A 5,274-nucleotide genomic window follows, 5' to 3' on the forward strand; every position below is an offset into this window, starting at 1 on the left:
AGTATCAGACAACTTCACAGGCACAACAAGAAAGATGGCAAGTTACGAATGAATAACGAGGCGTAAACGATTGCCGCATGCATTAACGAACACAACAGATATCACAACACAACAGATATAACTGAAACTAACCTTTGGACATAAATGAGTTTATAAAAACCTTACATTAGCGATTCATGAATAACTACAGGTATGGCAATTTGTTTAACTTAGGGGCCAGTATTGATGGGGTAGCTCATCTCTAAAAGGCAATAATAATTTGCATAGTTGTTACTATGGATCTAAGGTGTACAATAATACCTAACGAGGCAGTATCCATGCGAATTTCTAGGGAAGCAGAGCAGTACATTCTACAATGTCAGTTAACGGCGTTAGAGGAACAAGAATACGAAAATGATGATCATGACAGTATTCAAGAGCCAGTGACCGTTAATAGCTTGAGAGAAGCAAAGCCTTTACTCGATAAGGGCATAACTGTCGTATTAAATGGGAAGCATTTGACAGCTAAAAACGGTCGTGTCTTTGCGGCTCCAGCTCATGTGATTAACCGAAGTGTAAAGCTTGGGTTTGAGGAAGCAGAATTAGTTAGTGGTGCCATGCGTGTGATGGAACATCATATAGCTCATGGTTCTGTTAAGCACATGTATCGCCTACTACAACAGGATGCTCAGAAAAGTTTTGATGACTTCAAGGAAGCCATTAAGCCACATACAAGTGCAGATGATACACAATATTTAATAGCAAAAGACTTGAACGAGATTGAAGCTAGAGCAAAAAACTTCCCGCTAATTACAGCAAAGCAAGCATCAGTACTGTTTGGAGAAGTAAGTGCTGCAAATCCTTCAAGATTGGTTGCTAAACTCAAAAAAGAAATGAAGCTACTCGGCTTTTATTTTGGAAATTCTCGTAATATCCAGATCCCAGCGTTTCAGTTCGACACTGAACGTCTTGGTGTGTACAAGCCAGTCGAAAGGTTGTGTCACATATTTGATGGGTTAAATGATTGGGGAGTGTATAAATGGTTAACAACTCACAATGATGATCTGGAGTGCACACCTGCTCAAGCTATAAGCCGACCCGAGCTTGAAGAAGATTTGCTATACCTAGCAGGTTTGTTTAAGTCTCAAAGCACATTGCGTGACTTAACCTTTGCTTCAGAAGAGCAAGACTATGAGTAAGGCGCCACCACTGCTGAAAATCGAACCTGGTCGTCATTTTTACCGTGCATTAAATAAGGTATATGACGACAATGGTGAGCGTGCTTACACAGCCATAGATCCGAATCCATTTCTACAAGTTAAGTTCACTAGTGATATTAGGGCTATCTACTCTGATGGTACGGTCACCGCTGGTCGCTTTTCGCCATTCCGCTCTAACGACAAAGCAGTCCCTGCTCTGTATATAGCACCAACTAGAGAAACGGCCTATTTTGAAACGGTACTACGACCACTTGCTACAGATTCAGTAGTAACGTTATCATCCAAAGAGTTTCAAAATCTCGCTGTGGCTACAATCTCTTTTAGAAAGGAGCTAACCTTTGCTGATTGTAGAGCTGCATATCTGAAAGGCGGGGCCGAAGCATTTTGGGATATTAGTTTTGATGATTTGTTTAACAAATCTCAGCTGAAATGCTTGGATATAGCAAGAACGCTAGCTAAGCACATTCATAATACCTACCCCAATGTAGATGGCTTAGTTTGGGATAGTGTTCAACAAGGAAATATTGTCCCAGTATACGTGATTTTTGGACCAAAGCGGGAGGGAGACATACATTTAGAAGTGGATGCTTTGGAGGATATCGCTACATGGAAGCCTTATTTACACCAAGCTGTACAGAATGACCACTTAACCATATCTTCAGATCTAGCATCGCTACTTTAAATGTTAGCGTGGCACTTTCGCGTTAAAAGTGCCACGGGTAAAAATTCAACCAGAGAAGCTTTTGGACAGAAGTGTTTTAGAGTAGTCGCACTAAGGCGCTCTTGTCCCAAAGCATGGCGGCATAACACGTCTCTGGACAGAAGCTTGTTAATGCCTTTGCTAAGTTAGCGAGTCATGAATAAATGCAAGTGTAAAAGTCCCTTAACTCATTGCATTGTATTGATTGGAAAGGTCAGATACTGGGTGCTCCCAATTGATGAACAATTCCAAATCATCGCAGGGAGCAACCGTAATACCCTTAAATTATGTATGAAGAGGTGCTAACTGATAGCTCTGGCTAAGAACAGCTAAAAGCACTGTTCTTAGTTGAATTACTTGAAGTAATAAGAAAACACGAGTTCGAGGGTATCAACATCACCTGCTAAATGATGCCATTGTAGATCTGACTTAATTTGACCAAAGTCCAATACATTCACGCCGACGCCTATGTTGGGGTGAACATTATCCTCCACCTCGAAATCTTCCGCGTGGTTCGAACTTGCATCAAGATAACCTAAGCCCAAACTGAAGTACGGGGCGAATTTATCGCCCCAAAGCTGCGTAACTCGATAAACAAAGTTAAAGCTGTAATGTTGGTAATCGACCGTCATATCATTATATTGCGTATGTTCTGCTTTCAAATCGACACTATTTAGCCAACGATAAGTAAACTGGATACTCGCGTTATTATCAAATTGGTACCCTAAGCTACTTCCGAAAGAAAACTGACTGTTACTTTCCTGACTCCACGCGTTGTGGTCAGTATCTGGCTCTAACCATGAAATCCCAGGATTAGCTGTTACATATATTCCGTTATTCTCTTCTGCAGAATGAGCGAAAGGAGAAACACTTAACAATAGTGGGACGACCACTTTAACGGCAAGTGACTTTTGATGTCTAAACAGTGCGAGTATCGTCAATAGCAGCGTGCTTAAGAACCCTATAGAACCACCACTGCTGGTTCCCGCGATAACCTTCCCCCCATAAGGAACACCGGCTTGAATATGAAGATTAACGGTAGCAGGGTAACTATGTCTTGTTCCAATATCTGTAACATCATATTCAAAGCTATCATCGCCTATAAAACCAGCGTCAGGCGTGTAAATGAATTCACCAGTCTCCTTAAGTGTTACCGACCCATGCATTGGTTGTTTATAGATTCGCGCAGTTAAATCTGCATAAAAAGGAGCTTGTGTATTTGCATCATCTGTATCGTTAAGCAACACACCTGGTGCAACAATGGTATCAATACTGTCTGCGTAAAGTGAGTAGCTATCATTATTAGCAACTGGCGCAGCATTGTTAGGGATAAGAGTCCAACCTGTGGAGAGAATTGTTATTGATACTTTTGCTTGGCTCGTATTGATTGAATAATAAAATTCATCATTGCCATAATAATCAGCATCAGGTTGATACTCAAAACTGCCGTCTGCATTCAATGTGACACTTCCATACAAAGCATCTTGGTCTAATGTAGCGGCTGCTGAATTTTCATTGGTATCATTTTTAAGCACTCCATCTTGGCTAGATACAATCAACTTAGTATCTTGATCAACCTCATAGCTATCTGGGTGAGCATAAAGAGATTCATGTTTTTCGAATGCGCCAATGTCGATACTCAACCCCTGTGGGCGGGTTTGCTTGAGGTAATCTGATGTGATTGAGCTTCCATCGGCATATAGCGCTTTAGCGTCGTCGCCTTTATCAACAAGCGCTATTGAAAGCGTGTTTGGAACGAAACAATTAGTTGTAACGCACCCTGCAAGTGACAGGCCAGTATTAGGGGTGTCATCGACACCAGGTGTCGAAATAAAGTTATTGTTGTTCTCTGATAATGGGTAAATAGTTGTATCGTCCCAATCAGTTGGATAAATTGCAGAGCCAACATTATTTGCACCATCGATTATAACGAGTAGATTGTTATTGGCTATAAGCTGAGCACTATTGATTAACTCTATATGGGTCGCTTTGTAAGTAGCAGGGTCTACATTTTTAGTAATAGTCGGGTAATACAGCGTACTATTGGTTAGCGTCAATTTTCCTTTATTGACATAGATTGGCCAACCTCTATTAGCATCCCTTCCATCAAATAAAGTATTTATAATTTGTGCATCAGCTTCATTAAATCTAAAAGTAGAATTAAATAAGCCTTTAAATATACTATCTTTGATGACTGCCGTTGTGCTGCTGCCTGAACTATCTTGACTAACTTGAATAACATGACTGGCTGTGCTTTCAACCAATGGTCCATTAGATTCAAAAGCCGTATTTTCAATAAAAACATCACTATTAAAAATAAGGGTAGGTGCTGATCTTGGACCAAGATTTTCGAATATAAATGAATCTTTTATTGTAACCAAGCCATCTTGAGTAGACATGATGGATGCCTCTCCTTGCCTAGGCACTATCCTATATAGGATAACGTTATTGAGTGTTACATTAGCGTTATCGGAAAAGATAAAACCTGACATGTGTTCTGCCCACACATTTTCAATGGTGGCATCGATGGTGCGCCCTGCGGTATTTCGAGGATTAATGTCAAATAAAAGACCAGATGATCTTAGAATCAGATTGTTAGGATCATTCGGATAACCAGTATTAAATGAGCCAGTATCAGAAACCCAGCGTTGATGGTCATTAATGTGGACATAATCATCGCCTAATCCTCGAATGATAATATCATCAGTAATTGTCATTCGGTTGTCGGTTTGACCTGAAGGGACTTCACCCAAATTAGGCGAGATAGGTGCTTGTGCATTATATGAAGCCGGTATTTCGATAGTATCTAAACCAGGATTAGCATTGGCCTTTTCGATGAAATCTCGAAGTGAGCCTATGCCTTGATCACTACTTGTTGTTACCGTATAAGTGGCAGATTGTACGCTCAAAGAGCTAAAAAGTAGTCCAAATAAAATTATTGACTTTGGAGTCATATTACCATCCTTGATATCCATGAAAAAACTAAGCCCAGATTTTTTTAAGTTACTTGTAACCAACAACTTAGCTCATATATAAGAATATCACAACTCTCCCTAAGTAATGACTTTTGGAGATGTGTATACTTGGGTGCGGACGGGAGTTTTTTCAAAGTAATGTGTTTGCTTTACACATTAGCTAGTTCTATTACGATCTAGATGGGTTCTAGAACGTTTTGGGGCAGAAATGAGCTAGAGCTACTACTCTAATGATTCATTAGAACAAACAGCAGCGTACCGATGCGATCGCTGCCATTTTGATTGGTACTCATGAGAAAAGGAACGTTTACGCCCAAGCAGCGGCCAGTGAATACCTAGTCTAGAATAGAGGCATTTAACCCGTTCATACTATCTCGTACAGGCCTTATACCTGAAATAA

General features: G+C 40.4%; 3 protein-coding genes. 2 read left to right on the forward strand and 1 reads right to left on the reverse strand.

What is annotated here, in order from left to right; all coding sequences use genetic code 11:
• Window positions 1-275: 275 nt before the first annotated feature.
• Together AB4589_RS17170 and AB4589_RS17175 are read left to right on the forward strand one after the other, a co-directional pair.
• Complete coding sequence (locus AB4589_RS17170) at window positions 276-1,178, forward strand: hypothetical protein (protein ID WP_241816738.1); 903 nt, start codon at window positions 276-278, stop codon at window positions 1,176-1,178.
• On the forward strand, window positions 1,171-1,881 hold the full coding sequence (locus AB4589_RS17175) for an RES domain-containing protein (protein WP_016800228.1): 711 nt from the start codon (window positions 1,171-1,173) through the stop codon (window positions 1,879-1,881). The genes AB4589_RS17170 and AB4589_RS17175 overlap by 8 nt, the downstream gene beginning before the upstream one ends.
• Window positions 1,882-2,252: 371 nt before the next feature.
• Here the strand turns inward: AB4589_RS17175 and AB4589_RS17180 are convergent, their stop codons facing one another.
• Window positions 2,253-4,853, reverse strand: a complete 2,601-nt coding sequence (locus tag AB4589_RS17180; protein ID WP_017091784.1) for an Ig-like domain-containing protein — start codon at window positions 4,851-4,853, stop codon at window positions 2,253-2,255.
• Window positions 4,854-5,274 lie beyond the last annotated feature (421 nt).

The sequence above is a fragment of the Vibrio sp. 10N.222.49.A3 genome, from assembly GCF_041475145.1.
Lineage (GTDB): Bacteria > Pseudomonadota > Gammaproteobacteria > Enterobacterales > Vibrionaceae > Vibrio > Vibrio tasmaniensis_A.